Source organism: Tannerella sp. (assembly GCF_030528505.1).
Lineage (GTDB): Bacteria > Bacteroidota > Bacteroidia > Bacteroidales > Tannerellaceae > Tannerella.
Map to the genome: position 1 here is coordinate 1 of NZ_JAUMYS010000045.1, position 26,917 is coordinate 26,917.

The 26,917-nt window shown below is 48.0% G+C and carries 20 protein-coding genes; 12 read left to right on the top strand and 8 right to left on the bottom strand.

The window, feature by feature from the left end; all coding sequences use genetic code 11:
* Positions 1-187 precede the first annotated feature (187 nt).
* The 4 genes from Q4A89_RS08155 to Q4A89_RS08170 form a co-directional block, all read right to left on the bottom strand.
* The gene (locus Q4A89_RS08155; protein WP_303184829.1) at positions 188-775 is read right to left on the bottom strand and encodes a nitroreductase; all 588 of its coding nucleotides are present in this window, start codon (positions 773-775) and stop codon (positions 188-190) included.
* A 132-nt stretch (positions 776-907) separates the two neighbouring features.
* The gene (locus tag Q4A89_RS08160) at positions 908-1,675 is read right to left on the bottom strand and encodes a hypothetical protein (protein ID WP_303184804.1); all 768 of its coding nucleotides are present in this window, start codon (positions 1,673-1,675) and stop codon (positions 908-910) included.
* A gap of 108 nt (positions 1,676-1,783) precedes the next feature.
* On the bottom strand, positions 1,784-2,794 hold the full coding sequence (locus Q4A89_RS08165; protein WP_303184806.1) for a M20/M25/M40 family metallo-hydrolase: 1,011 nt from the start codon (positions 2,792-2,794) through the stop codon (positions 1,784-1,786).
* A 6-nt stretch (positions 2,795-2,800) separates the two neighbouring features.
* Positions 2,801-3,163 (bottom strand): YbaN family protein, encoded by a 363-nt coding sequence (locus Q4A89_RS08170; RefSeq protein ID WP_303184808.1) that lies wholly within the window; start codon positions 3,161-3,163, stop codon positions 2,801-2,803.
* 123 nt (positions 3,164-3,286) lie between these two features.
* Here Q4A89_RS08170 and Q4A89_RS08175 point away from each other — a divergent pair, with 123 nt between their 5' ends.
* The 12 genes from Q4A89_RS08175 to Q4A89_RS08230 all read left to right on the top strand — a co-directional run bounded on the left by Q4A89_RS08175 (position 3,287) and on the right by Q4A89_RS08230 (position 20,011).
* Positions 3,287-4,354, top strand: a complete 1,068-nt coding sequence (locus tag Q4A89_RS08175) for a low specificity L-threonine aldolase (RefSeq protein ID WP_303184810.1) — start codon at positions 3,287-3,289, stop codon at positions 4,352-4,354.
* Positions 4,355-4,399: 45 nt separating this feature from the next.
* Entirely contained in the window at positions 4,400-5,731 is a 1,332-nt protein-coding gene (locus Q4A89_RS08180; protein WP_303184811.1) for an SWIM zinc finger family protein, read from the top strand.
* Positions 5,715-7,175 carry a DUF5691 domain-containing protein gene (locus tag Q4A89_RS08185; RefSeq protein ID WP_303184813.1) on the top strand — a complete coding sequence of 487 codons (1,461 nt, stop codon included), beginning with the start codon at positions 5,715-5,717 and terminating at the stop codon, positions 7,173-7,175. The genes Q4A89_RS08180 and Q4A89_RS08185 overlap by 17 nt, the downstream gene beginning before the upstream one ends.
* Entirely contained in the window at positions 7,172-8,254 is a 1,083-nt protein-coding gene (locus Q4A89_RS08190) for an AAA family ATPase (protein WP_303184814.1), read from the top strand. Before Q4A89_RS08185 ends, Q4A89_RS08190 begins: the two co-directional genes overlap by 4 nt.
* A gap of 12 nt (positions 8,255-8,266) precedes the next feature.
* Positions 8,267-10,504, top strand: coding sequence for a DUF5682 family protein (locus Q4A89_RS08195; protein ID WP_303184816.1), 2,238 nt, complete (start codon positions 8,267-8,269; stop codon positions 10,502-10,504).
* Positions 10,494-11,636 carry a VWA domain-containing protein gene (locus Q4A89_RS08200; protein WP_303184817.1) on the top strand — a complete coding sequence of 381 codons (1,143 nt, stop codon included), beginning with the start codon at positions 10,494-10,496 and terminating at the stop codon, positions 11,634-11,636. Before Q4A89_RS08195 ends, Q4A89_RS08200 begins: the two co-directional genes overlap by 11 nt.
* An 83-nt stretch (positions 11,637-11,719) precedes the next feature.
* Positions 11,720-12,277 carry an RNA polymerase sigma-70 factor gene (locus Q4A89_RS08205; RefSeq protein ID WP_303184819.1) on the top strand — a complete coding sequence of 186 codons (558 nt, stop codon included), beginning with the start codon at positions 11,720-11,722 and terminating at the stop codon, positions 12,275-12,277.
* A 68-nt stretch (positions 12,278-12,345) separates the two neighbouring features.
* The gene (locus Q4A89_RS08210; RefSeq protein ID WP_303184821.1) at positions 12,346-13,269 is read left to right on the top strand and encodes a FecR family protein; all 924 of its coding nucleotides are present in this window, start codon (positions 12,346-12,348) and stop codon (positions 13,267-13,269) included.
* A gap of 185 nt (positions 13,270-13,454) precedes the next feature.
* Complete coding sequence (locus tag Q4A89_RS08215; protein ID WP_368389501.1) at positions 13,455-16,823, top strand: TonB-dependent receptor; 3,369 nt, start codon at positions 13,455-13,457, stop codon at positions 16,821-16,823.
* Positions 16,824-16,895: 72 nt separating this feature from the next.
* Positions 16,896-18,410: a RagB/SusD family nutrient uptake outer membrane protein gene (locus Q4A89_RS08220; RefSeq protein WP_303184832.1), complete on the top strand. Its 1,515-nt coding sequence runs from the start codon at positions 16,896-16,898 to the stop codon at positions 18,408-18,410.
* A gap of 211 nt (positions 18,411-18,621) precedes the next feature.
* Complete coding sequence (locus Q4A89_RS08225) at positions 18,622-19,299, top strand: HD domain-containing protein (protein WP_303184822.1); 678 nt, start codon at positions 18,622-18,624, stop codon at positions 19,297-19,299.
* 187 nt (positions 19,300-19,486) lie between these two features.
* Positions 19,487-20,011 carry a ferritin gene (locus Q4A89_RS08230; protein ID WP_303184824.1) on the top strand — a complete coding sequence of 175 codons (525 nt, stop codon included), beginning with the start codon at positions 19,487-19,489 and terminating at the stop codon, positions 20,009-20,011.
* Between the two features lie 139 nt (positions 20,012-20,150).
* Here Q4A89_RS08230 and Q4A89_RS08235 read toward each other — a convergent pair whose 3' ends face one another.
* The 4 genes from Q4A89_RS08235 to Q4A89_RS08250 form a co-directional block, all read right to left on the bottom strand.
* Positions 20,151-22,352 carry a sodium-translocating pyrophosphatase gene (locus Q4A89_RS08235; protein ID WP_303184825.1) on the bottom strand — a complete coding sequence of 734 codons (2,202 nt, stop codon included), beginning with the start codon at positions 22,350-22,352 and terminating at the stop codon, positions 20,151-20,153.
* Positions 22,353-22,572: 220 nt separating this feature from the next.
* Positions 22,573-23,709, bottom strand: a complete 1,137-nt coding sequence (nspC, locus tag Q4A89_RS08240; RefSeq protein WP_303184826.1) for a carboxynorspermidine decarboxylase — start codon at positions 23,707-23,709, stop codon at positions 22,573-22,575.
* Positions 23,710-23,713: 4 nt separating this feature from the next.
* Positions 23,714-26,008: an ATP-dependent helicase gene (locus Q4A89_RS08245; RefSeq protein WP_303184827.1), complete on the bottom strand. Its 2,295-nt coding sequence runs from the start codon at positions 26,006-26,008 to the stop codon at positions 23,714-23,716.
* Positions 26,009-26,198: 190 nt separating this feature from the next.
* Complete coding sequence (locus Q4A89_RS08250) at positions 26,199-26,420, bottom strand: hypothetical protein (RefSeq protein WP_303184828.1); 222 nt, start codon at positions 26,418-26,420, stop codon at positions 26,199-26,201.
* Between the last annotated feature and the right edge of the window lie 497 nt (positions 26,421-26,917).

Here is a 26,917-nt window from a genome sequence, read left to right on the forward strand (position 1 = left end):
AATGCCATATTGTGCGAGCACAATATACGATTACAAAAGTGAAATGCCATATTGTGCGAGCACAATACACGATTACAGAAATAAAAGGTCTAAATGAGAAAAAATATTTCGCTTTGATATAAAATAAAAGCTACCATCGACTCGCCGGAAAGTCAATGGTAGCTGTGTTAGGATGCTGCGTGGAGCTTTATTCTACGTAACGTGCTTTGGAAGCATCGCGCGGTTTGGCTTCGGGCGACTCGTCGGGATAGCCGATCGCAATGGCGTAATAAAGCTCATAGCCTTCGGAAAAGTCGAGACGCTTCATGTAGTCGGCGGCAACGTCGCTTTTCATGAAACGTATCGGACTGCCGAGACAACAGGTGCCTAAACCCATGGCATGGGCTGCCAACATAATGTTTTCGCTTAACAAGCCGCAGTCGAATTTTCCTTCGCCGTCTTTTCCGGCCACAAAAATAACGGCGGGAGCATTACGGAACATGTTTTTAAATTCGGGGTCTTGTACCATCTTCATCATGCGCTCGTCGTCCTTCACGGATTCGACAAAGAGCTTCGTAATGCCGTCGATAAACTCGGGATTATCTACTACACGTACTTCCCACGGTTGTCCGTTCATGGCGCTGGGCGCGTTGATGCCGCAACGCAGGATGATATTCATCTTTTCGCGCGGTACGGGATCCGTTTTGTACTTGCGGATGCTTCGACGCTCCATGATGGCGCGGATCACCGGATGGTCCGTATCCTTATCGACCGCGAGAGAGTCCGTCGCAGTCATGGTTTGATCCGTCGAGCCTGTGCTGTTGCTGTTTTGGCATCCTGTAAAGAGGAGGGCTGCCGCGAAAAGGCAGCTTGCGTAATGTTTGAACGTCTTCATATCAATATCTATTAATGGTGATACAATACAGGATTAATAATCTCCGTCTTCAGGGGCATTCTCCTTACGGATTCTATTGCCGTCCATATCGAAATAAACATAAATTCCGTAGCGTCCGCCGCCGTCAAAATCATAAGCATACGTAGCCATAACGATTAAGGGACGCCCGTTTTCCTCGATCGTCTTTACATATCCGCTGTAAACGTCGAGAAAAACGGCTTTTCCGGTTGTCAGATCGTAGATGTAGGAATAAATATTTCGAGCATCGGGACATCCGCTGATTAAGATTTTCGATTCGGATAAAGGAACCACTTCTTCTACAGCTTCAATTCCTTCATCTACATATTTCCCATTCTTTTTGATTTTTAGCTTCGTGCCTCCTTTTTCATAGGGCGATGTTTGGAACAGAGGGGTCAGAGAATCATTGGGCGTATGCTTCACGTACAATGTATATTGACTGATAAAATCGTCATCGCCGGGAGGCGCGTCCAAACGGAGATAAAACGCTTTTCCGTATCCTTCGGCCAGCAGTTTCATCTCTTCCCCGTCAGGTGTTTGAGCGTGAGCGAACGGTTCGGACATGATGTTAGCTTCTTCATCGAATGAAGTGACGGAGGGCATCTGCTGAAAAGAAGATAACAGCAGAAAGACGACGACTGCCGATAAGGTAAAACCTGTGTTCCGAAATATCGGGTTTGTTTTTCCGACAGATAGACTTTCGGCATGTTCGGCATTTTTTTCTTTCTTTTCCGGTTTGAAGACGGAATAGATAGACTTAACGGATTTACTGAATTGTTTCATGATGATTACTTATGTTGGTTGTTATTGTGCAAAGATAACTAAAAATATAAATTACATCATTTAACAGACGGCATAAATAAACGAAAAGATTTCATGGTACGTATTGCATCAAAAATCCGGTTCGTTCGCGAGATTCCAGAGATTGAGAAAGGCCGCTTTCGTAATATCGACGGTTTTTTCCCAATTGATTTTATCCATATGGTCGGACGGTTGGTGGTAGTCGGGATGTCCGTCGGTATGATACCAAATCACAGGGATATCATGCTTCGCGAACGATGAATTATCGCTTCCTCCGAGTGGCTTATCCCATGCGCGATAGTCGGGCTTAAGTTTTAACCCGTAAGTCGCGATGTCGTTTTTCAGCCAGTCGCCGAAAACAGGGTGAGCGGCGGTATAGAAATATACGACATGCTCCGGCTCAGCTTCGTTCGTGTTACGCCCTATCATGTCGAAGTTTAAATAACCTTTTACCTTGCCCAGATCGGCAAAGGTCTGGGTAAAATAAGCTGATCCGAGCAATCCTTTTTCCTCGCCGTCCCATAGCGCGAAAATGACGGTTCGTTCCGGTTGCACGCCGGTAGCTAAAAAAGCGCGCGCTATCTGTAAAAGCGCCGCAACGCCCGATGCGTTATCGTCTGCCCCGTTATATATCTGATCGCCGTCCAAATGCGGATCGTAACCCAGATGATCGTAATGTGCACCGATGATTACGATTTCGTCGGGATGCTTCCCCTCGATTCGGGCAAGCACATTGCGCATGGCAAGTTTCTGATGTATTACTTTGCGAAGCATCTCGATAGAGTCTGGATGCACCTGAAAACGTTTTTTCTGCTGACGTTCGGCACGATAAACCTCGAAGGGTTGGTAATACGAGTCGAACAATGGTTTTAGTCCCAATGTTTGAAGATAAGAGGCCAGATACACACCGGCTACACGTCCTTCCTGACTTCCGGCTTCGCGCCCGCGAAGGGCGTCGTCCGCCAGAAAACCGATATGTGCCTCGGCCGTCTCGCGATTGATTGTCTGTAAACCTTTTTCCCGGGGGCTGTCTTGTGCTTGTGTTATATGGCACAGACATAACGCCACTCCCACAATGCCGAACTTTAAAAAATGTGTCATGATAAATTAATGTTTTAGTGTTTTGTACGAAAGAATATGAACGGTAACGCCTGCCGTAATGACTATCAGAAGAATTCGTAACCATACGGGAATTCCCAGTAACAGTACACAATGACCGATCGTCAGCCACATAACTGTAATCGATATAATCTTAGCGCGTAGCGGAATGGCGTGTTCTTCGCGGATATTACGGATATAACTTCCGAAATATTTATGATGAAGCAACCAGTTGTAAAGACGCGGTGAGCCTCTGAAATAGGCCGCAGCAGAAAGTAAAAGAAACGGCGTGGTCGGTAACAACGGAATAAATATTCCGATGACTCCCAATGCCAGACTGACACTCCCCAATACAATCCAGAAAACTCTCATTGCTTACCTGCTTGCCGATTTTGACAGTGCCGCAAAGATAATGTTTTTTTATGAGTGGACAGAAAAAAACATACGACTTACAAGATTATCATTACCTTTGTACCACAAACAAATGGAATATACATGATACGGTTTGAATGTGATTATGCCGAAGGTGCGCACCCTAAAATTCTGGATCGCCTCGTGCAGACAAACTTTGAACAGACAAAAGGATATGGCGAAGACGGACATTGCGAGCATGCACGGCAAATCATTCGTCGCCTTTGCGATGATGATCAGGCGGATGTTCATTTTCTTGTGGGAGGCACACAGACGAATACTACGGTTATAGCCTCTGTCTTGCGTCCGCATCAGGGAGTTATCTCGGCCGATTCGGGGCATATCAACGTGCACGAGACAGGCGCTATTGAAGCTACCGGACATAAAGTGTTGGCTTTGCCGGCTCACGACGGTAAACTGTCGGCCGCACAAGTGGAAGAGGCTATTCTCGCTCATCGGAACGATCCCAACCGTGAACATACGGTACAGCCCGGAATGGTGTACATCTCACAGCCTACCGAATGCGGTACGCTATATTATAAAGAAGAATTACAGCGTCTGAGCGAGGTTTGTTGTCGTTACGGAATACCTCTTTTTATCGACGGAGCACGTCTTGGATATGGTCTCGAAGCCGAAACAAACGACCTCACGCTACCAGATATAGCCCGACTGTGCGATGTGTTTTATATCGGTGGAACGAAAGTAGGCGCGCTTTTCGGTGAAGCGGTCGTCATTCTTACCGATACCCTTAAGCAAGACTTCCGTTATCTGATGAAGCAGCACGGAGGTATGCTTGCCAAAGGAAGATTACTAGGCATTCAGTTCGAAACCTTATTCGAAGACGGGCTGTATTTCGAGATTTCGCGTCATGCCGTTCGTATGGCTATCAAAATACGCGACGCTTTCGCGGGGAAGGGAATTTCTTTTTTGTATCCTTCGCCCACCAACCAGCAGTTTCCTATCTTGAATGATACACAGATCGCCGCATTGTCGGAGAAATACGCGTTTGAATATTGGACCAAAGTCGATATGCACCATACCGCTGTACGTTTCTGCACAAGCTGGGCAACCCGCGAAGAAGATGTAGATGTGCTAATAGAGGATGTGAAGAATCTTGATCCTTCTATCGGTTGTGACGGGAGTAATCGGTAAACCGGACAATAAAATTATAGATAGCATTACTATCATTGATCATCAATGCATCTAACAGAAGAACAGATACTCAAACTCGCACCTGATGCGGCTTCCGAAAAAGCCGGAAAAGGGCTTGCTTCACCGACTAAATGGGTGCTCCGTGAGTATAGCGAACGGGCGTTGTGGGGACATTGTCAGGGGAGCGGGAAAAACCCGTACCAGACACAGATAGATTTACAAAACATTGCGTTTAAATGCTCGTGTCCGAGTCGTAAATTCCCCTGCAAACACGGTCTGGGACTGTTGTTGCTCCATGCTTCACATCCCGAACTGTTTCATCGAATGGAGGAGCCTGAATGGGTAAAGACATGGCTTGAAAAACGAAGCGAAAACGCCGAGAAGAAAGAGAAACGTGCGCAGGAAAAAGCACATAAACCTGTAGATGAAAAAGCCCGGCAGCGCAGGGTGAACGAACGCATCCGCAAGGTGAACGACGGCGTCGAAGAGTTACAGATACGTCTGAAAGACATTCTTCGTAACGGTTTACTCAATATACCTGAAAAGATTTATACGCTTGCCCCCGAAATGAGGCGACGTCTGATCGACGCACAAGCTCCCGGACTGGCTGCCATGGTTTCCGAACTGATGACGATCGACTTTGAATCCGAAGTTTGGAAGTACGATCTCACCGATGCGCTGAGCCGCATTTATTTACTTGCCGAAAGTTATAAACATATCGATACGCTAACTCCCGAATGGCAGGAAGAAGTAAAAAGTCTGATCGGTTTTACGCAGGCAAAGGAAGAGATACTGTCCGGGACTCCCGTAGCCGATACGTGGATGGTGTTGTACGTCCACGAAGAGAAGCAAGATAAGATTACCGTGCAGTATCATTGGCTGTATGGCAAATCGTCCGGACGTTATGCGCTCTATCTTCAATTCCTTGCGCCCGGTGTCGTTCCTGAGGTTACGTTGCTTCCGGGAAGTTTTATTTCGGCAGAGATGTATTTTTATCCGGGCGTTTCGTCGCAACGGGTATTATTTAAGCAATATACGGTGTCGCAAGATGTTTTTGCTCCTCAAGCGTGTGCTTCGGTCGCGGGAGCTATGGCCGTGTTTCGTGAAACCGTTACACGTAATCCGTTCGTGACGAAAATGCCTGTTATCGTAGCTTATCTGCGCCTTACCCAACAAGGGGATGAACTTCACGCAATGGATACGGACAAGCATACGGTTCTGCTACATCTTACCGAAAAAGCCCGCACGCAACTCCTGCTGATTACAGGGGGTAAACCGTTTGCTGCTTTCCTTTTCGCCGACGCGAAGCGCTGGAGTATCAAAGCTATATGGGTAGAACAGCATTATCATATACTGGACAATGAAGATGACGAATGATTTGATCCATCTCGGACTGCTGGGCACGACAGGGAAAGAGCTGTTGCCGTCCGACGTACCACCTTTTTTGCACGTTACACTCGAAAAAATCAAGGCATCGCAAGATGATACGGAAGATGGCTACTACAAAGTGGCTGCGGCACTTTTTTCCTGCTGTCATAGCGGTGCGGAGCCGGTTTCGAAGCCGGAAGCCGAAGCGTTACCTGAAGCACTGCCCGAAGAGAAGGCTTATTTATCGGTCGTGAAGGCCCGTCTACTGAATGATCTGCTCCAAAACAACAATATCAGCTTGTTGCTCTACGGATACGACTGTACGATCCGTCAAAACCGGCTGCTTCCGCCCGGTTGCTTGCCGGACATGTTGTCGCATGCTTTCGAAAAAGGGAACCCTAACGCTTACGAAGAAAAAAAGCGGCTTTCGCAATTGATCGGTAACCGTGGAAATTGGTATTTGCAATTGCAAGGGTGGCAATGTCTGGAAGAGGAAAAGGCCTTGCCATGGGATACGTCGACCCATGCGCAACGAAGAGCGTTGCTCCGCGATATCCGTTTGCGGGATCCGCAGAAATCGCTCGAAATGTTGTGCAGCGAGTGGAAGAACGAATCGGCACAACATCGTGCCGAACTACTCGAATGCCTCGAAGTGCGTCTCTCGGTTGCCGACGAAGTCTTTATTGCCGAAGCATATAGAACCGATCGCAGTGAAACGGTAAGAAATACAGCCTTATCGCTTTTGCGAAGGCTGCCGGAATCGCAGGTGGTTCGTTTCTATTGGGACATATTGAAAGAACATCTTCGCTATCGTCGTTTCTTCGGATGGTCTGTCACTGCCATCGAGTATTCCGAAGACTTGAAAAAGTACGGCATTGCCGAGATTAGCCGTAACAAAGGTGAGTCGGACAGCGATTTTATTTTGAGGCAGCTATGCGAGAGTGTTCCCCTCACATTCTGGTGCGAACTGTTCGATTGTGACCGCGCGAAAGCCGCCGAACGACTACGCGAAAATCCGCCGTTTGCGAAATATTTCACAATCTCGCGTCCGGTGCTGACATTTAACGATAGGGAGTGGGCGTTCATCTTGTCGCAAAAAGCTTCGCAGGTCAATTATGCCTACATCCCTTTGCTGACACCTGCAGAACGGGAACAACTCAATTTCAGCAATACCCCGATCGAGGGAATACACCCTGACTGGTCATGGTTCGGAGGAGCCGATGAGCCATGGGGAATCAAGTTCTCGATGCACGTCCTGAAAATGATTTTGGAGGCCCGCTTCTTTTATCAGGACAAGGAAACTTCGGAGTTGTTGGCGTTCCATATGCCTGCCGAGATGAAACAGCAACTCCTTGCGTTGGAACAGAAATATGCTGACGATGCTCATGGACGTGCCGAATACTGCCGGAGAATCAGACAATATATGGAAATAAAAAACGAATTGGAAAAATGAATACATTATTAAGACAACATGCGGAACAGCAATTCGCTGAAGAATTGTCCGCGCTGAAGAAAAATGAGACACAAAAAATACCGGAGAACTGGGTCCTGTCTCCTCAGTCGGTCGTTACTTACCTGATGGGAGGCAAACTTAGCGATGGGTTTGAAGTGTCACCCAAGTATATCGGACAACGGCGTCTGATGGAGATCGCTGTGGCGACCCTCGTGACCGATCGCGCTTTGTTGCTCTACGGATTGCCCGGAACGGCCAAAAGTTGGGTGAGCGAGCATCTGGCAGCCGCCATCTCCGGCGATTCGACCATGATTGTGCAAGGAACGGCAGGAACAGGTGAGGAGTCGATCCGTTATGGCTGGAATTATGCCAAGTTGCTGGCCGAAGGACCGACCGAAGCAGCCATGGTACAGACACCTGTGATGCGTGCTATGCGAGAAGGTAAAATTGCGCGCGTCGAAGAGTTGACCCGTATCGGTTCCGATGTGCAGGATACATTGATTACGATTCTTTCGGAAAAAAGCATGCCGATCCCTGAGCTGGATACGGAAGTACAGGCGATCCGGGGATTTAACGTGATTGCTACGGCCAACAATCGCGACAAGGGAGTGAACGACTTGTCAAGCGCTTTGAAACGACGCTTTAATACGGTTATTTTACCTCTTCCCGCTACGATTGACGAAGAAATCGACATTGTGCGTCGTCGCGTGGAGAGTTTTGAAAAAGTCATGGAATTGCCGGCCGAGAAACCTGCTTTGGAAGAAATCCGCCGTATCGTCACTATCTTCCGCGAACTGCGTGCCGGAGTGACGGAAGACGGCAAGACGAAGCTTAAAACACCGAGCGGCACACTCAGCACTGCCGAAGCTATATCGGTCATGAGCAATGGACTCGCTCTTTCCGGCTATTTCGGCGACGGCCGGATCAATGCATCCGATCTGGTTTCGGGTATCATCGGAGCCGTTGTTAAAGACCCCGTACAGGACAAGGTTGTTTGGGACGAATACATGGAAACGGTGCTCAAGACGCGCGATGGCTGGAAAGACATTTACCGTGCGGCCAGAGATTGGGGAGAATAGCATGCGGCTGTTATGGAAATCCGTTTTTTAGGTATTCGCCATCATGGGCCGGGATCTTGTAGAAACGTGGTTCATGCGTTACACCATTTCCGGCCTGATCTGATCCTGCTTGAAGGGCCGCCCGAAGCGGAACCGTTGCTTTCGTATATCGCAGACCAAGCGATGAAGCCGCCCGTTGCTCTGCTTGCCTATTGCCCCGATGATCCTCAGATAGCTGTTTTCTATCCTCTTGCCGAATTCTCGCCCGAATGGCAAACTTTACGGTATGCCACGGAGCAACACATCCCGATACGCTTTTTTGACCTCCCGCTCATTTATGCGTTGGCGGCCGACAAAGCGAAAAAAAACGCAGATGAAGCAGAGGAAACGGAGGAAGGGGAACAGCAAAACGCAGATGAAGCGATCGATACGCATGATCCGTTCGACCATTATGCGCGTATTGCGGGATATGAGGACGGCGAGCAGTGGTGGGACGTTGAGATCGAGAGTCGTCGCAATGCGACTGGTATTTTCGAAGCCGTACAGGAAGCCATAACAGCATTGCGTGAATATCTGCCGGAGCGAAAAGAGCGCCATCTGTTACGCGAGGCGTGGATGCGGAAAATGATACGTGTTGCCGAGAAGGAAGGGCATGAAAAGGTGGCCGTTGTGTGCGGCGCTTGGCATGTGCCGGCTTTAGTCACCATGCCGAAAGTGAAGGAAGACAACGAACTTCTCAAAGGCTTATCGAAAGTCAAGGTGGACTGCACATGGATTCCGTGGACGTACGACCGTCTCTCGCTTTACAGCGGCTACGGCGCCGGCATTACCTCGCCGGGATGGTATGAACATCTGTGGTTCAATCCTGCTGACGACGGTACCCTGTGGGTTTCACACATCGCCGCCTTGCTGAGAAAAAACGGGATGGATGTATCGGTGGCACATGTCATCGAGACCGTCCGGCTGGCCAATGCTACGGCCGCCCTGCGAAACGAAGCGCATCCTTCGCTCTCCGACTTCAACGATGCCGTCACAACGGTCATGGGGTTCGGCGACGATACGCTCCTGCGACTGATACGTCACGAGTTGATTGTCGGGAACCGCATGGGCGAAGTGCCCGACCATGTTCCGAAAGTTCCTCTTGTGCTCGATGTGGAACGACAGATGAAAAAGTTTCGTATCCCCGCAAATACCGAAGTGAAGAAGATTACGCTCGACTTGCGCGAACCGAACGATCTGGCCAAAAGTATCTTTTTTCATCGGCTGGCTCTGCTGGGCATCGACATGATCACGCCGGAAGAGAGTAGCGGGAAAGGGACTTTTAAAGAAAACTGGAGCAGTTACTATAAGCCGGAACATATCCTGGCTGTTATCGAGCGTGCGATATGGGGCAATACACTGGCCGAAGCGACTGTCAAGTACGTACATCACCGAGCCGGACAGATCAACGGAATAGCCGAGCTGACGGAGATGCTCGAAAAAGTCATCCCCGCCGATCTGCCCGATCTGGTTGCTACAATGACGGAACAATTGGATGCTCTCTCGGCCGTTACGACGGACATCATGCAGATGATGAAAGCCGTGCCCGGACTTGTTCACATCGTACACTACGGAAATGTTCGCAAGCTCGACTATTCAACGGTCGAAAAGATGCTGCATGCGTTGCTGGCACGTATCATGGCCGGAGGAGCATTGCTCTGCATGCATGTCGACGAGGAAGCAGCCGGCGAGATATGGGAACGGCTCAGCTCGGTCGATTATGCGTTGGCTACGGCGAACGATGCGGAACTGACAACGATGTGGATCGAAACTGTCCGGAAAATCAACAGCGCTGTACACACTCATCCCTTGCTGTCGGGCTATACTACACGGCTATTACGTGATCGGGAACTTCTTTCGGCCGATGATATGCAACGCGTACTTCGCTATTATGCTTCGGTAGGTAACACGCCGTCCGATATGGCATTTTGGTTCGAAGGTTTTCTGAAATCGTTGGGGACGGTATTGCTCATCGACGAAGATTTCTGGAAGTTAATCAATACATGGATAGCCTCTCTGCATGCAGACGATTTCATGACGTTACTACCGATTCTCCGACGCACCTGTGGAGACTTTACACCGGCCGAACGTCGCAAAATCGGGGAAAAGGCTCAATACGGGACGGACAAAAATACCGGCAGTATGTCGGCAGATGTGAATTTTAATCTAATGGAGGCGGAGAAAGTCATTCCGCTGATTTGGCAATTAATCGGAATCCAAGATGATGAATAAGACGAACGACGAAGAAACGGTAAGACGCTGGCGACTCATATTAGGTCGCGAATATGACGGTACGGGTTTATCACTCTCGGAGATGGATCTGAAGATTGATCGCTCACTCGAAGCCGTTTATGGCGATAACGAGCGGCGAAGCGGATTAGGGGCTTCGGCTCCGAAGGTCAGCCGCTGGTTGGGCGACATACGTGAGTTTTTTCCGCAGAGTGTGGTACAGGTAATTCAGAAAGATGCGATCCGTAGGCTTAACCTCACGTCGCTCCTGACCGAGAAAGAGATGCTGCAACATGTGGTGCCCGATGTACATTTGGTTGCCACTCTGATGAGTCTGAGCCGTGCCATCCCCGAAAAGAATAAAGAAATCGCTCGTCAAGTGGTACGAAAAGTCGTCGAAGAGTTACTGCAAAAACTATCCTCTCCGATGCAACAGGCCGTGACCGGCGCCTTGAATCGCAGCTCACGTCGTCGTAACCCGCGACACAACGAGATCGACTGGAAGGCCACGATCGAGAAAAATCTCAAACATTATCAGCCGGACTACCGGACCATCATACCGGAAGTACGTATTGGCTTCGGCCGTAAGAGACGTGCACTGAAAGATATCATCCTCTGCCTCGATCAGAGCGGATCGATGGGTACTTCCGTTATTTATTCCGGGATATTCGGGTCCGTACTGGCCTCCATCCCTTCGGTTTCTACACGCATGGTCGTTTTCGATACGGCTGTAGTGGATCTGACCGACGAACTGCAAGATCCCGTTGACTTGCTCTTCGGGGTACAGCTGGGGGGCGGCACCGATATTCATCAGGCGTTGACGTATTGTTCGGATCTTATTACTCGTCCTGAAGAGACGGTCATGGTGCTCGTTACCGACTTGTATGAGGGAGGAGACGAAAAAGAGATGCGCAAAACGTTTGTTTCTCTCGTTAATAGGGGTGTACAGCTTATCGTGCTGCCAGCGTTGAATGACGATGGAGCGCCTTCCTATGATAAAGATAATGCCCGTTTCCTCGCCGAGATTGGAGTACCGACATTCGCATGTACACCCGATAAATTCCCCGAACTGATGGCAGCTGCACTGAATAAACAGGATATCACACTGTGGGCATCTCAGCATATAAAGAGGTGAGAAGTAAAAATTTAAGAGGTATGACAAAAATTATTTTTCGGTATCCGGATGTGAATTATCATGGTTTATAGTAAGATCGAGTAATGAAGCACTTTACAGATATATATCGAATCTATTATCGGAAATCATTTCTGTTTGCCAAGTCGTATGTACATGATGACTTGGCTGCCGAAGATATTGCTTCTGAAGCGTTGATCAAATTATGGGAAATGATGAAACAGGAAGAAGTGCTTAAACCGTTACCCTTGCTTTTAACTATTCTAAAACATAAATCACTCGATTATATGCGTAGTTGTCGGATACGAAACGAAGCTATCAGCTCCATCGAAGACTGGCAACAGCGCGAATTAACTATTCGTATCTCTACGTTACAAGCCTGTGACCCGGATGAGATTTTTTCGGACGAGATTAATAGGATTGTACAGAATACATTGACAGATTTGCCGGAACAAACTCGCCGTGTATTTCAGATGAGCCGTTTCGAACATCTTTCTGTCAAGGAAATAGCTGAAAAGATGAATCTTTCTGTCAAAGGTGTCGATTATCATATATCCAAAGCATTAAAGAAACTGCGTATATCTCTGAGAGATTATCTACCGTTATTGTTATATCTTGTTCGTATTGTGATATTTTATCCATAGAAGGGAAATTTTTTTTCTCCCTTTAGTGATAGGTCTTGTTGAATCGTCTTATTTATAAAGTATCGAAGATGGACAACAGGCTTATACAACGATATATATCCGGACATGTTTCAGAAGATGAGAAAAAGCAGATTCTTAACTGGTTGGAGGCCGATGAACAGAATATGCGTCATTATATGGCATTGCGGAAATTATTTAACTTTGAACTTTGGCGGAAAGAAGAGAAAAAAGAAACCGCTTTTTCACGGAAGTTGACTCTTGAAATCTTGAAGATTGCAGCGGTCTTTACACTTTCTTTTTATGTCGGAGGTATATTTTCAGATACCTCAGGAAAAGAGTCTGTGACGATGCAGTCCGTTTATGTTCCTATGGGACAGCATGTAGAGCTGATGTTGGCAGATGGATCTAAAGTATGGTTAAATGCGGGTAGTCGATTTTTTTTCCCGACTTGCTTTTCGCACGATGTACGTCAGGTGAAGCTTGAAGGTGAAGGCTTCTTTGAGGTACAGACCGATAAAGAGAGACCCTTCATTGTTTGTACGCCGGAATATAAAATCAAAGCGTTGGGAACATCGTTTCATGTGTTTGCTTATGAAGATACAGAATTGTTTGAAGCGTCGCTGTTGGAAGGAAAAATAGAAGTTTGTGATATTAATCGTATGCAACGCATTGCGTTGTCTCCTAATCAGAAAGTTTCCCTTGAGAATGGCCGGTTGAAGACATTGCCGATCATGCATCCCGACTATTTTCTTTGGCGTGAGGGGATTATAAGCTTTGACAATGAGCCTGTTCTTGCCGTCATGCAAAAATTAGAACAATATTTCGATGTAAAAATGAATATCACCAATGAGCAGGTCAAAGCCAACCATTATCATTATACGGGTAAGTTCCGGATGCGTGATGGACTGGAGCATATTCTTAAGGTGTTACAAATGAAAAAACGATTTACATACCAAGTGGATGAAGATACGAATACGATCGAGATCAAATAATAGAATGTTTTACCATGAAAAATAAAATGCCTATGAATTAAATGACCGAATAATAAAAGAAGGACGGTAAACATTTCAAAGCTTACCGGAGAAGAAATATCATCTTCTCACAAGTGTGTGTTAAATAAACAAATCGAAATACGAATAAGCTAAACACAAAGATAATGAATCATTTAAAAACTAAGATGTTTTTATCGCAACGAAGCCATTTGCTTCGTATTATGAACATAATAGTTGTTCTCTTATTTATATGTACGATCCGCGTATTTGCTGTTGAATCCGAAACGCAAAACGCTAAAATCACCTTACAGGGAGGCCAGTCTTCTATCAAAAAAGTGTTGGGTGAAATAGAAAGACAAACGGGCTATCTGTTTGTTTACGATCGAAATGAAGTAGCAGTAGATCGGATCGTATCCATGGAGGTTCACAATAAGCCGGTATCGGAAGTGCTACAACGTCTTTTCGGTGATACGAATGTATCATACAGCACTGTTGGTACAAACATTGTCTTGACACCACGTACGAAATCCGTAGAAACGGTTGCAATGCAGCAAAGCAAAAGAAAAATATCCGGCATAATTACAGATGATGCAGGTGAGCCGATAATCGGAGCTAATGTGATTGAGAAAGGAAATCCTTCGAACGGAACAGTAACAGATGTAAATGGAAACTTTATCATAGAAGTTCAGGCCGAAGCGGTTCTTGTCGTTTCGTATATTGGATACCATACGCGTGAAGTATCCACAAACGGGCAGACAACCGTGAATGTTGCATTATCTGAGGATACGCAGGCACTTGAAGAGGTGGTAGTAGTAGGTTATGGAACGATGCGTAAATCTGATGTAACTGGATCCATCTCTATTGCCAAAGGAGAAGACATGATGAAAGCGCAGTCTTTCAGTGCGCTTGAAAATTTACGAGGTAAAGCCGCCGGAGTGAATATTTTTTCCAATTCCAGTCAGCCGGGAGCGTATGCAAATCGTGTTGTTATTCGCGGGATGTCGACGATCAACTCGTCGTCCGATCCGCTGTATGTGGTGGACGGTGTCGTTATGGAGAATTTTAATTTGGTCAATCCGAACGATATTGAGAAAATGGAAGTGCTGAAAGATGCTTCTGCAACAGCTATTTATGGTGCACGCGGAGCAAACGGCGTGATTATGGTTACGACCAAACGTGGAAATAAATTCGGCGACGGAACGAAGATCAGTTATCAAGGATCAGTTAGCATGTCGGCTGTTGCCCGCTATATGGATGTGTTGAATGCTGAAGAATGGTGTGAAACGTTTATGAGAGGTTTGGCCAATGAGAATAAATGGCAGGGAAAGAATTGGTCGTTGAATCGTGCGGAGTGGTTTACAGATCGCAATTTCTTTGACCAAGAAGGTCGGCCACTCTATGATACGAACTGGCAGAAAGAGGCTACGCGCACTTCTGTCTCGCATAACCATCAGATTAATATTCAACAAGGCGGAAAAAACTCTTCCATGGGTGCATTTCTGAACTATACCGATCAGCAGGGGATAGTGAACAATACCTATAGCAAACGTTTTAATGGTAAACTGATGTATGATGCAAATCCCGTGAATTGGCTCTCTACGGAGGTAAATCTGATGGTGAATCATACATGGGGAAGATACACTCCGGAAACAGGTGGCGGGCAAGAGGCGCGTCGTACAATGATCGAAATGATTCCATGGCTACCCGTGCGAGACGGCAATGGTAATTATACGACTTCATCAACTTCTTCGATGGGCGAAACTTTCGGTTTCGAAGGGATGTCCAATCCTGTGATGATTCTGGATTTACAAAAGCGTATGAGATATAATACGCAGATATTCGGAAACGTGGCCTTTACGTTTCATCTGTTCGATGGTCTCGACTTAAAGACTCAGTACGGTATCGATGCTCATCAGCGGACGTATAAAGGCTATTCCTCCGTTTCATTGAATAATATCTCTATGCCTGATGGTTGGGCGGAAATCAATCATCGCAATACACTCTACTGGCAGGAAGAGACTTATTTGACATATAATAAAGTGTTTGACAAGCACCGAATCAATGCGATGGTTGGGCTTTCATGGCAAGAGCGCACCGAGAACTATGATCGCTCTTTCACGCGTGGTTTCGACGATGATTTTTACGAATGGAACAATATGGGAGTAGGTACGACGCCTGACCCACCTTCTTCGAGCTACAATCGTTGGGCGATGAACTCTTACTTTTTACGTCTGGCTTATACTTATCATGATAAGTATTCGGCTACAGTGACCGGCCGTTACGACGGATCTTCCAGATTTGGTAAAAACAACAAGTATGCTTTTTTTCCCTCCGCCGGTTTAGCATGGAATGTCTCGAATGAAGATTTTTTGTCAGGAAACGAGCTGTTAAGCAATTTGAAAGTGCATACCAGCTACGGTTTGACAGGTAATTCCGAAATAGCCCCCTACAAATCCTTGGCCTCTGTTTCGGCTGGTACATTTTTGCTCGATGGCAAGCGAGGAGCATATTCTTATATCAGCTCTATGGCTAATCCTGATCTTAGGTGGGAGAAAACGGCACAATGGGACTTCGGAGTGAACCTCGGACTATTCCGTAATCGGTTGAATTTCGATGTTTCTTACTATAATAAGAGAACAACCGATTTGTTACTTGATTGTCCGCTTCCTACAGCTACAGGCTATCGATCTGTTTTCAAAAATATCGGTTCGGTACAAAATCAAGGTTTTGATATCATGATTACCGGAATACCGGTTCAGACAAAAGATTTTAACTGGTCGACCACGTTGAACTTGAATTACAATAAAAACAAGATTTTAGGTCTGGGGGACAATGACGAAGATATTCTTATGCACAGTTGGGTCGGTGGCTACGAAAGCATTCTTCGGGTAGGTGAGAACATGAGTAGCTTCTACGGTTACAAGCGTTTGGGAGTCTATACAGAAGAGGACTTTGCGGCCGGAGCATGCGAAAAGAAACAAATAGGCCGTGCTAAGCGTACGAAGAAGAAGGAAATTATTGGCAAAGGAATGCCGGACTGGACGGGGAGTTTGATCAATACGCTGACGTATAAAAATCTGGATTTAACGGTTGACTTCCAGTTTGTCTGGGGCGTGGAAACCATGCAGCAATTCTATCATTCTACTTACGATCGTTTTGGAATTACGAACGGGTTATCTAATATTTTATATGATGCCTATAACGGTACCAATCCCAATACAATGCAGCAGGCTGTATATCTGATGAACAGCGGTCATGCCGGTCAGGATACTACCGTTGATTCGCAGTGGATTAGCGACGGTTCTTATCTGCGTGCCAATGTTATTCAGTTGGGCTATACATTTACGCCTCGATGCTGTCGGTTTATGCGCCTCGGAGCGTTACGTGCTTATGCAAGTGTCAATAATGCATTTTTAATCTGTTCGGGTGATTTCAAAGGATACGATCCTGAAAGTACTTCTCAAGGTGATGGGGATAAGTTCGGGCAGAACATGACGTTCTTCTCTTATCCGCGTGCAAGAACGTGGACGGTAGGACTTAGTGTAACATTTTAATTAATTATAAAAAGAAGTGTAATCATGAAAAAAAATCTATACACGCTTTTAAGCGTGAACTTGTTCTTCTTGATGGGGTGTGAAGGCTTTCTGGATGAAAATTCCAAATCATCGAAAACGGCTGGAGATTATTATAAAACCGAAGCACAGGCCGTTGCGAATGTAAATTATCTATATCGAAATGGTGCCCCTCGTCGAATTTCACATGCTGCAAGTGCCTATATCGGTCCGAACGTTTCGGTCAATGGGATGCTGACAGGATATTTCACCAATAGTTATGAGGGACAGGAAATTGTTTGTAAATATGCACGTGAACTAACACGACAGGAACATACAAGTACGATCTCCAATACGATGGATAATGCGTGGGATAATTGCTATGCTTCGATCAACGTGGCTAACGGGGCAATTGCTTATATCCCAAAAATCAAAATGGATGCTGCGAGAGCTGCTAAACTGGTCGCTGAGGCAAAATTTTTTCGAGCATTCAATTATTTTTATTTGGTGAAGTTTTTTGGAGCTGTTCCGATGCCGACTGATCCATACGAATCGCTGGACAATCTCTATCTGAAGCGTACTGAAGTTCCAACCGTGTATCAATTAATTGAAACAGACTTGAAAGAAGCTGTTTCGGTTCTTCCGGCTGTCAAATTTGCAGATAACGGACATCGCATTACTAAATTTGCTGCAGCCATGATGCTAACCTCTGTTTATATGCAGCAGGGCAAGTATGTCGAAGCTGCCGAATATGCAAAAATGGTTGTGGCTTCACCTCATAGCCTGACGAAAAACGAAGATTTGGCCGGAAACAGTGCTTATAATAAACTGCGTTTGATAGACGATTTGGATGAAGTAATTTATGCTCAGGAATATGATGCCGCGATTAACAACGGAAGTTGGTGGCCGACCTATGCATTTTCTTCGAGCGCAACGAAAACATTTAATACGTATTCTATCTTTGAGAGAGTATATGGGCCAACCAATCGATTTTTGAATGTCTATGAAAAGACAGACCTTCGTATTCAGCCGAATCAGTTTTTTCACTGGAAATACGTGAATCCGAAGACCGGAGCCGAGTGGGAATCGAAAGACCTTGCCGGATGTTGGTATTATTTTGACGAAAATGCGCTATTGAATACAGGTAAAGCAACTAAAGACTGGAATTTTTTCCGTTATGCCGAAGCCTTATTGGATGCGGCTGAAGCCATTGCACAAAGTACAGGTGTAAATGCAGAAGCAGCAGGATATCTTGCTCAAATAAAAGCGCGTGCAAATATGAATGGAAAAACAGTGGAAGCATTTACGGCTGAACTTCAAACATTCTCTAAAGAGACATTCATCAGAGAGTGTTGGACGGAGCGCTTGCGTGAATTTCCATTGGAATTTAAAATCTGGGATGATTGTATTCGCACGGGAATGTTTCCTGTGATTTCGGAAACAGAGCCTGGCAAAGTAGAATATACGAATTTAGTAGGTGCTAAGAATGCTTCAGGAGCTATGTTTAAAGAATCCGATTTACTTTGGCCACTGTCAGTCGATGAATTACAGCGTAATCCGAGTCTGACACAGAATCCGGGGTATAAATAATGATTTTATCGATATCTGTATGTTTAAATGATTATTAGACGTTTTATTAACGAAGGATAATCATTCTCGTTTTAGAGGGTGTGTCAAAACGCAATGTTTGGGCACACCCTCTTTAGGAGTAGGAGGGATAAAATCATTGCCTTGCGTGTCGGCCTGTGTGAAAAATGTATCTAATCGCTTATCTTTGCACGCGTAAAACGTTTTATCCATTATGACAAAGATAAAAGAAAAGATAACATTTGCCACCATTAAGCAATCGAAAGAGATACGGACATATATCCAGCAAGCCGACGCTTCGCTCGAAGCAATCGGGTACACCGAACACAGTTTTGCGCATTGTACGAAATGTGCCGAAGTAGCCGGTGGTCTACTCAAAGATTTGGGATTTAGCGATCACGAGGTCGATTTGGCAAAGATCGCCGGTTATATGCACGACATCGGCAACGTCATCAACCGTACCGACCATGCGCAGAGCGGCGCGGTGATGGCGTTCCGTATCCTCGACAAGATGGGGATGGCGCCTGAAGATACGGCCACCGTCATTACAGCTATTGGCAATCACGACGAAGGGACGGCTTTCCCCGTCAACGAAGTGGCTGCGGCTCTCATTATTGCCGACAAGACCGATGTGCGCCGCAGCCGGGTGCGCAGTCGGGCAACCATCAAAGAAGATATTCACGACCGGGTGAATTATGCCGTGGTCAAGTCGGAGCTTCGGCTCGATACCCGGGCGAAGACCATCACGCTTTTCCTCGAAATCGATACGAGAATATGTGCCGTGATGGATTATTTTGAGATTTTTATGACTCGCATGCTCCTCTGCCGTAAAGCGGCCGATCGCCTGGGACTCCATTTTAAGCTCAATATCAACGGTGGAGCTATCCTCTGAAAGCTCCGTTTCTCTGCGTCGTGCAAGTTTCGGTGCGGAGTCTGGGAGAAGCCTCCGTATCACGAGAGCAACGTGTGCCGCCCTCAAAAGAAACGGTTTTATTGTTTTTTTAACATGTTAATTGCGATATATTCCCTACCTTTGGGCTACTGATCTTTTAAAATATTCACCCAATTAAATGACGATTATGTTTAACAAAAAAATTGAAACGGCAATCAACAATCAAATCAATGCCGAATTATGGTCGGCCTATTTGTATCTATCCATGTCGGCCTACTGCTACGACAACGGGTATAACGGTATTGGCAACTGGTATCAGGTACAATTCAAAGAAGAGCAGGATCACGCCATGATTCTGTTCAACTATGTTATCTCACGCGGCGGACGCGTAACCCTCAAACCGATCGAGGAAGTTCCGACTACCTGGGGTTCGCTCTTGAACTCGTTCGAGGAAACGTTGAAACACGAACGGGTCGTGACCGGTCTGATCAACGACTTGTATACGCTGGCGTTGAAAGAGTCCGATTATGCGACCCAAAGCATGCTGAAGTGGTTTATCGACGAGCAGGTGGAAGAAGAAGAAACCGCCCTCGAGATCATCAATAACCTGAAGATGATAAAAGACAACGGTTACGGACTGTATATGCTCGATAAGGAGCTTTCGGGACGTACGTATAAAACGGCTGCTCCCCTCACGAAGTCGGGAGAATAACACTCCGTTTGCGGATAAACCCATCCGGCAGGAAGCCTACGCAAGTGATTTGATTTCTTGTCGACAGAAAAAAGGAGGTGTCGGAAAACATAATCCGGATACCTCCTTTCCATGTGCGATAAAATATGAAAGACCCTCGTTACAAAAGGCTGAACGCTACCGTAAGACCTGCCATGACAATCGCTACCATCGACATCAGTTTGATCAGAATATTTAGCGAAGGCCCCGACGTATCTTTGAACGGATCGCCTACCGTATCGCCTACTACCGTTGCTTTATGCGCCTCCGAACCTTTGCCGCCGTGATGTCCTTCCTCGATGTATTTCTTGGCATTGTCCCAGGCGCCGCCCGCGTTAGCCATGAAAACTGCCAGCACAAACCCGGCACCCAATCCGCCTACTAACAACCCCATAACTCCGGCTACCCCGAAGATGACCCCGACAAGTACCGGCGCGATAATCGCCAATATTGACGGAAAGAGCATCTCACGTTGTGCCCCCTGAGTCGAAATCGCCACGCAACGCGCGTAATCGGGTGTAGCTTCTCCGGTCAGGATGCCTTTGATCTCACGGAACTGACGCCGTACTTCTTCCACCATCTTGCGAGCCGCACGACCGACGGCGTTCATTGTCAGACCGCAGAAGAGGAAGGCCATCATTGACCCGATAAAAACGCCGATCAGCACTTTGGGATTCATCAGATCGACTTGATAATATGCCATAAAGTCGGGGATTGTCGCTTGTGTTACTTCTACCGTGCGTCCGGCAATATCGATTGTTGTTGTGCCGATATGCTGTAATCCGATCTTCACTTCCTCGATATACGAAGCCAGTAAGGCCAGCGCCGTCAGCGCCGCTGATCCGATCGCGAATCCTTTGCCCGTTGCCGCTGTTGTATTGCCGAGCGCATCGAGCACGTCGGTACGTTGGCGTACGTGGGGTTCGAGTTTACTCATCTCGGCATTGCCACCGGCATTGTCGGCGATAGGTCCGTAAGCGTCGGTTGCCAGCGTAATTCCCAAGGTCGATAACATCCCGACGGCAGCGATGCCGATGCCATAGAGTCCCAGACTGAGGTTCGCGGCAGTCAGCAGATTAGCCGTGTCGAAGCCCGTAGCGCAGAGAAAAGCCAGGATAATGGCGCAGGTGATGGTGAGGACGGGAATCGCCGTCGAAACCATACCGATGCCTAAGCCCGAAATGATGACCGTTGCCGGGCCTGAATTCGAACTGTGCGCGATGGATTGCGTCGGCTTGTGCGAGTGAGACGTATAATATTCGGTCGATTGTCCGATAATCACGCCGGCGATCAACCCTACAACGACCGAGCACGAAATACCGAACCAGTTCGGCATTTGCAACAGATACAAAATGCCGAAAGCTGCTATGGCAATCAGTACCGAGCTTAAGTTTACTCCTGTGCCGAGCGATTTAAGCAACTGCTGCATGCCTGCTCCCTCCTTCGTCCGTACCGTATAAATCCCGACGATCGAGAGCACAATGCCAGCGGCAGCGATCAGCATCGGAGCAAGCACGGCTTTCGCCTGTAGGTCCGCACTGTTGTAAAACGCCGATGCACCGAGCGCGGCCGTAGCAAGAATCGAGCCGCAGTACGACTCGTACAAGTCGGCGCCCATACCGGCTACATCGCCCACGTTATCGCCCACGTTATCGGCAATCGTCGCCGGGTTGCGCGGGTCGTCTTCGGGAATACCCGCTTCGACCTTGCCCACCAGATCGGCGCCCACATCGGCCGCTTTGGTGTAAATGCCGCCGCCCACACGGGCAAACAGCGCCTGGGTCGATGCTCCCATCCCGAAGGTCAACATCGTCGTGGTGATAATTACCAGTTTCTGTGCGCCGGTTGTGTCAATAAAATAATCAAGAACCAGATACCAGAGCGAAATGTCCAGCAGCCCGAGGCCGACCACGACTAGTCCCATCACTGCCCCCGACCGGAATGCGAGCTTCAGCCCTTCGTTCAGCGAATGGCGCGCTGCGTTAGCCGTCCGGGCCGAGGCATGCGTGGCCGTTTTCATGCCGATAAATCCCGCCAGACCGGAGAAAAATCCACCGGTAAGGAAGGCAAAAGGCACCCAAGGATTCTGTACTTGAAAACCATACGCCAATAAGGCAAAGAATAGAGCCAGAACAATGAAAACCACTGTTACGACCTTGTACTGTTGTTTAAGGTAAGCCATTGCTCCTTTTCGTACATGTGCGGCGATCTCCCGCATCGTTTCCGTTCCTTCGCTGGCTTTGCGCATTTGCCTGTAGAAAAGACCGGCAAACAAGAGCGCTAATACAGATGCCAGAGGAACAAACCAAAATAGAGTTTCCATGATGTATGATATTAACGAAAATTTAATTTGACAAAGGTAGAAATTATCTTCTCGAAAAAGCAAATATTTTGTGTTAAAAATAAGAGATATTTAACATTTCTACGTTTTATGGGACTTTTTCCGGTTGATTGATGCAGGGAAGAGTGGAAGGGGAAAGAAGGGCAAGCGTTGCATTCCGGCCCATCCTTATAGTAGGAGTAAAAGATTGTTCGATATATTGTTACGACATCCGGCTCTTGTAATCTTCGTAGGTGAAGGAGCGCAGGATGTCGAGTGTACCGTCTTCGCGGAGGATAGCCAGCGAAGGATGCTGAATACCGTTGAACATCGTCGTTTTGACGGTCGTATAATGAATCATGTCTTCGAAGATCAGCGGGTCGCCGATATGCAGCGGACGGTCGAACGACCAGTCGCCCATAAAGTCACCGCTCAGACAGCTACATCCGCCGATGCGGTACGTCGGTTTGCCCGGAACGGCATCCGTCGCATGGCGAACGGCCGGTTTATAGGGCATCTCGAGGCAGTCGGGCATGTGGCACGTGAACGACGCGTCGATGACGGCCGTTTCGATGCCGTTGTTTTCGACGAGGTCGACAACCGTTGTCCGCAGAAAGCCCGTTTGCCAGAAGAAAGCGCTGCCCGGCTCCATGATGAGCTGCAGGTGCGGATACTTGGCTTTAAACTCGTTTAATAGTCGGAGAAGGAAGTCGATATCGTATCCTTTGCGGGTCATCAGATGGCCTCCGCCCATATTCAGCCAGCGGACTTGCGATAGCCATCGGCCGAAGCGCTGTTCGACAGCCTGCAATGTGTTGGCCAGGTCTTGCGCGGACGATTCGCAGAGCGTATGGAAATGAAGTCCTTCGATGCCTTCGGGAAGGCGGTCGGGCAGTTTGCCGGAGATGATGCCCATCCGCGACCCCGGCGCGCAGGGATTATACAGATCGGTAGCGACGTCCGAATATTCGGGGTTGATGCGTAACCCGCACGAGACGCGACGTCCATCGGCCACGACCATCGGGTAAAATCGCTCGAACTGTGATAACGAGTTGAACGTGATATGACTGCTGCATTTCAGCAGGTGCGGAAAATCGGCTTCCGTATAAGCCGGTGAATACGTATGTGCTGGAGTGCCCAGCTCTTCGTAGACTAACCGCGCTTCGTACACGGAGCTGGCCGTGGCATACGGAATATATTCGCGGACGATGGGGAATACTTTCCACATGGCGAACGCCTTGAGCGCCATAATGATTTCGATTCCGGCACGTTCTTTCACGTCTTTGATGAGCGTCAGGTTACGTCGTAAGAGCGATTCTTCGATCACGTAACACGGCGAAGGGATGGTCTGTATATCCATTGTTTTATTTGATAACCGTTATTTTAGCATATTTTAAAAGCAGCGTGCGGCTGCCCGAATAATCGAAATGGACCGTTGCTTTCGCGTCGCCTCCTTCTCCTTCCAACGACACGATTTTTCCTTTTCCGAAGCGTTCGTGCCGGATCGTATCGCCCACGTGCAAACCGTTCAACGAATCGACCCGTTTCGCGGTCTCTACATTCTTGTTTTCGATACGCTTAAGGCGTTTGGGAGGGGGCGTGTTCCGTGCGGGTTGCGGGGAGTAGGAGGCGCGGGAACAGGCCGGTTCGTATCGTTGTGCGTCGATCGGCTCGCGGGTCATGCCCGAATCGTCCGGCCGATGCAGATACATCGAGTCGATATCGTCCAGAAAATGACTGGGCGAACTGATCTGGTGCTGTCCGTTGCGGAAACGGCTCTTGGCGTAGGTGATGATACAGTGGCGTTTGGCGCGTGTGATGGCCACATAAAACAGTCGCCGTTCCTCTTCAATAGCGCGCAGGCTGTCCATGGCCATCGACGAGGGGAAAAGATTCTCCTCCATGCCCGCGATAATCACATGGTCGAACTCTAATCCTTTGGCCGCGTGAACAGTCATCAGGGTGACTTTGTCGGCATCTTCTTCTTTATCGGTATCCTGATCGGTGAGGAGGGATACTTCCATCAGGAAGTCGGCCAGCAACACGCGTTCGTTGCCTTCTTCGCGCTTGTTTTCGCAAAACTCATGCATTGCTTTCAGCAGCTCCTGCATGTTCTCCTGCCGGCTGATGCCTTCGACCGAACGGTCTTGAAAGAGCTGCGCCGCGATGCCGCTTCGTTTGATGGTAAGCTCCGCCATTTCTTTGGCCGGCAGACGGGTCGATTCCGTCATCAGCTCTTCCATCAGGGTCTGAAATTCGCGGAGCTTGCGTGCCGTTCCTTCGTGGATGGGGACGGTATAATCGGTTGGCTGCGAAAGCGCCGTCCAGACACTGACCTGATGCCGGTCGGCGGCGCTGAGCAACTTGCTGACCGTCGCGTCGCCGATGCCTCGCGCCGGGTAGTTGATGATCCGTTTGAGCGCCTCCTCGTCGTGCGGGTTGACAATGACCCGGAAGTAGGCGATCAGGTCTTTGATTTCCTTGCGCTGGTAGAACGACTGTCCGCCGTAAATTTTGTAGGCGATGTTTCTTTTCCGGAGCGCTTCTTCGAGGATACGCGACTGCGCATTCGTGCGATAGAGCACGGCAAAGTGGGCGTAGGCGCTCCGTTCGTTCATCCGCAGTTCGAGAATCTGCGAGGCGATCAGATACCCTTCTTCATAGTCCGAATACGCCGAAAGGACGCGTATCTTGCTGCCCGGCTCGTTTTCGGAGTAGACATGCTTGGGGATTTGTCCTTTGTTTTTATGGATGAGGCTGTTGGCCGCATTGACGATGTTTTGCGTCGAACGATAATTCCGTTCCAATTTGAACAGGCGATAGTCGGGGTACTGATCTTTGAAGCGCAGCATGTTGTCGATGTTGGCTCCGCGAAACGAGTAGATGCTCTGGGCGTCGTCGCCGACGACGCAGATGCGCCGGTGCTTCTCGCACAGACGCGTCACGATCAGGTGTTGCGCAAAATTCGTATCCTGATACTCGTCTACCAGCACATAGCGGAACAGTTCCTGATATTTTTCCAGCACCTGCCGATGGTCGCGAAACAACAGATTCGTCTGTAGCAGCAGCTCGTCGAAATCCATCACACCGGCCTGATAGCAGCGGCTCTGGTAGCGCCTGTAAATCTCGTGCAGCATGGGGACTTTCGATTTCGTATCGTATTCGATCAATTCCCTGTTTCGTTCGTACGCCTCGCAGGTGATAAGCCTGTTCTTCGCGTTCGAGATGCGACTCTGCACCATGCCCGGCCGGTAGGTCTTCTCGTCGAGCTGCATCTCTTTGATGATGCTTCGAATCAGGTTTTTCGAGTCGGACGCGTCGTAGATCGTGAAATCCGGCCGATAACCGATCGCTTCGGCCTCGCGGCGCAAGATACGGTAGAAGATGGAATGAAACGTACCCATGCTCAGCCGACGCCCCAGCGATTCGTCCGTCAGCGTAGCGATACGGTGTTTCATCTCGCGGGCGGCCTTGTTCGTAAACGTAAGCGCCAGAATGCTGTAAGGGGCCAGTCCCTGTTCAAGCAGATGAATGATTTTGTACGTCAGGACGCGCGTCTTACCCGAGCCCGCGCCTGCCACTACCATGGCCGGACCGTCGCAGTACAACACGATTTCGCGCTGATTATCATTTAACTCATCTAATATGGAATGGTTCACCTTCGTTGCTTTTGCTATTCGGCATGCAAAGATATAGTATTTCCAGCAAAAAACATGATCGCCCCCGCTGCGGCGTCGTATTGCCCGAATCCTCTCCTGCTTACGTAGTACGGTGTCTCCTATCGGGGGATGATGCAGAAGGGTATTTGGGTATGTCCAGAACCTGACGACGGGTGGTTCGGAACGTCCTTCAGGTACGTTCCGAATGTATCAGGAGGTAGTTGGGAACGTATGGGAGAGTGGTTCGGAACCACCCGTGGATATGTTCCGAAGCAGGTGTCGGGTAGTTCGGGAACGTACCCGAAGTAGTTCCGAGGTCAACGGTGAGTATTTCGGAACCACTCGCCGACAGGTTCGGAGATACCCGTCGGGCAAAAAAGAACCACCCGACGGGTGCCTCTGAGCTACCCATCGGGTGGTCATGGAACTACCCGCCGACAAGTTCCGAAATACCCGTTAAGTATTTCCGAACTACCTGCCGACAAGCTCGGAACTACTCACCGATGACCTCGCAAATACTTTTGGAGCATATTATCAGTTTGTTAGCGTTCGGCAGTCAGCATTCAGCGGTCAGTCCTTCGGACGTTTAGTCGTTTAGTTGTTTGTTGTTTAGCGGTCAACGTAAATTAATTGTCAATGGTCAATTGTTAATTGTTATGCGTGGTGCATGGTGTAGAGACGCAATTTTATTCTAACAATTTGCTCACGCTCGGCATAGCTCGAATAAATTCGGCTCTGCTCTCGCTTACTCGCAAAAGTCATTGCGTCTCTACGGTGCGTACTATTCAACAAATCAACACCTCAACACCCCTCAGAGCATCGTCATTCGTAATTGTTTGTCAGCGGTCAGTAGTCAGCTTTCAGCCAACAGTCAAAACAACTCAACAAATAAACAATTCAACATCTCAA

Bases quoted from the DNA above. Each gene is read 5' to 3' on its own strand.
- Q4A89_RS08155 (WP_303184829.1), bottom strand. From the start codon at position 775: ATGACTGCGACGGACTCTCTCGCGGTCGATAAGGATACGGACCATCCG.
- Q4A89_RS08160 (WP_303184804.1), bottom strand. From the start codon at position 1,675: ATGAAACAATTCAGTAAATCCGTTAAGTCTATCTATTCCGTCTTCAAA.
- Q4A89_RS08165 (WP_303184806.1), bottom strand. From the start codon at position 2,794: ATGACACATTTTTTAAAGTTCGGCATTGTGGGAGTGGCGTTATGTCTG.
- Q4A89_RS08170 (WP_303184808.1), bottom strand. From the start codon at position 3,163: ATGAGAGTTTTCTGGATTGTATTGGGGAGTGTCAGTCTGGCATTGGGA.
- Q4A89_RS08175 (WP_303184810.1), top strand. From the start codon at position 3,287: ATGATACGGTTTGAATGTGATTATGCCGAAGGTGCGCACCCTAAAATT.
- Q4A89_RS08180 (WP_303184811.1), top strand. From the start codon at position 4,400: ATGCATCTAACAGAAGAACAGATACTCAAACTCGCACCTGATGCGGCT.
- Q4A89_RS08185 (WP_303184813.1), top strand. From the start codon at position 5,715: ATGAAGATGACGAATGATTTGATCCATCTCGGACTGCTGGGCACGACA.
- Q4A89_RS08190 (WP_303184814.1), top strand. From the start codon at position 7,172: ATGAATACATTATTAAGACAACATGCGGAACAGCAATTCGCTGAAGAA.
- Q4A89_RS08195 (WP_303184816.1), top strand. From the start codon at position 8,267: ATGGAAATCCGTTTTTTAGGTATTCGCCATCATGGGCCGGGATCTTGT.
- Q4A89_RS08200 (WP_303184817.1), top strand. From the start codon at position 10,494: ATGATGAATAAGACGAACGACGAAGAAACGGTAAGACGCTGGCGACTC.
- Q4A89_RS08205 (WP_303184819.1), top strand. From the start codon at position 11,720: ATGAAGCACTTTACAGATATATATCGAATCTATTATCGGAAATCATTT.
- Q4A89_RS08210 (WP_303184821.1), top strand. From the start codon at position 12,346: ATGGACAACAGGCTTATACAACGATATATATCCGGACATGTTTCAGAA.
- Q4A89_RS08215 (WP_368389501.1), top strand. From the start codon at position 13,455: ATGTTTTTATCGCAACGAAGCCATTTGCTTCGTATTATGAACATAATA.
- Q4A89_RS08220 (WP_303184832.1), top strand. From the start codon at position 16,896: ATGGGGTGTGAAGGCTTTCTGGATGAAAATTCCAAATCATCGAAAACG.
- Q4A89_RS08225 (WP_303184822.1), top strand. From the start codon at position 18,622: ATGACAAAGATAAAAGAAAAGATAACATTTGCCACCATTAAGCAATCG.
- Q4A89_RS08230 (WP_303184824.1), top strand. From the start codon at position 19,487: ATGTTTAACAAAAAAATTGAAACGGCAATCAACAATCAAATCAATGCC.
- Q4A89_RS08235 (WP_303184825.1), bottom strand. From the start codon at position 22,352: ATGGAAACTCTATTTTGGTTTGTTCCTCTGGCATCTGTATTAGCGCTC.
- nspC (WP_303184826.1), bottom strand. From the start codon at position 23,709: ATGGATATACAGACCATCCCTTCGCCGTGTTACGTGATCGAAGAATCG.
- Q4A89_RS08250 (WP_303184828.1), bottom strand. From the start codon at position 26,420: ATGGGTAGCTCAGAGGCACCCGTCGGGTGGTTCTTTTTTGCCCGACGG.